This window comes from Neisseria sp. P0001.S005, from assembly GCF_051963715.1.
Genome location: NZ_JBQCTZ010000723.1, coordinates 1 through 383, shown reverse-complemented (window position 1 = coordinate 383; position 383 = coordinate 1). Strand labels below are relative to the sequence as shown.

1 protein-coding gene is annotated in these 383 nt (G+C 50.9%); it reads right to left on the bottom strand.

Features of this window, described 5'->3' with window-relative positions; genetic code table 11:
- A partial coding sequence (locus tag ACTHSP_RS22565; RefSeq protein ID WP_440347079.1) for an efflux RND transporter permease subunit occupies window positions 1-383 on the bottom strand: 383 nt, incomplete at both ends.

Below are 383 nucleotides of genomic sequence, written 5' to 3'. Positions count from 1 at the left end.
ACATAAGACGAACCCAAAGAAGAAGCCAAAGCAGTACGGATATCAGAGAACGAAATACCTTGTGCGGCTGCTGCGGCACGGTTGATGTCGATTTTCAACTGCGGCGCATCTTCCAAACCGCTCGCACGAACAGTACTTGGGTTAAACAAACCGCTTTTACGCATTTTGTCAATCAACTCATTGCGCTTGGCCAACAATGCGGCATGGCCGCTGTTGTTACGGTCTTGCAGGTAAATCGTCAAGCCGGAGCCTGTACCCAATTCCATAATGGCTGGAGGCACAATCGCCAAACCGAAACCGTCTTTCAGCGTAGCCATCATCATACCGGTCAACTTACCGGAAATAGAAGTCGCATCGCTGCCCGGAGCAGTACGTTCGCTCCA